The organism is Vibrio sp. 704 (assembly GCF_033339295.1).
The window spans coordinates 1-689 of the sequence record NZ_JAWOUH010000462.1 but is presented as its reverse complement, the minus strand read 5'-3'; the positions used below and the strand labels follow the sequence as shown (position 1 = coordinate 689).

Sequence of the window (689 nt, the reverse complement as noted above, 5' to 3'; positions counted from 1 at the left end):
CATCGAGTTGCTGTGACTGACGCTGCAACTGATAACTTGGATGTTGGCGTTCTAAGCGATGCAGAAGTTGCGCAGATTGCTGTTTTTGCTGTGCTAAGTAGTAGCGCATCGCACTAGCTAGTTTATGCTGTTTCGCTACAAGCGATTGATCTTTATGGCTGTTGTCACGGCTAACCAGTTCAGCGGCAGCTGATGGAGTAGGAGCTCGCACATCGGCAACAAAATCGGCAATCGTCATGTCGACTTCATGGCCCACAGCACTAATGATCGGGATTTGACTTGCAGCAATAGTGCGAGCAAGGATCTCATTGTTAAAGCACCATAAGTCTTCTAGAGAGCCGCCGCCACGACCAACAATCAATACATCACATTCATTTCGGCTGTTAGCACGACCGATTGCTTGGGCAATTTGAATGGCTGCGTCATCACCTTGGACCATGGTCGGATAAATAACCACGGGGAGGGAAGGATCACGGCGTTTTAAAACGTCCAATATGTCGTAAAGCGCTGCACCTGTTTTAGAAGTGATGACACCAACACGCTTTGGATGCTCTGGTAGTGGCAGTTTGTTGGTTTGAGCGAACAAACCTTCCGCTGCCAACTTCATCTTAAGCTCTTCAAACTCTTGTTGCAGACGACCATCGCCTTCAGGCTGCATGCTTTCGATGATCAATTGGTAGTCACCACGT

1 protein-coding gene is annotated in these 689 nt (G+C 48.3%); it reads right to left on the bottom strand.

What is annotated here, in order from left to right; translation table 11 throughout:
• On the bottom strand, positions 1-689 hold a 689-nt coding region (xseA, locus tag R7R24_RS27110; RefSeq protein WP_318120180.1), incomplete at both ends, for an exodeoxyribonuclease VII large subunit.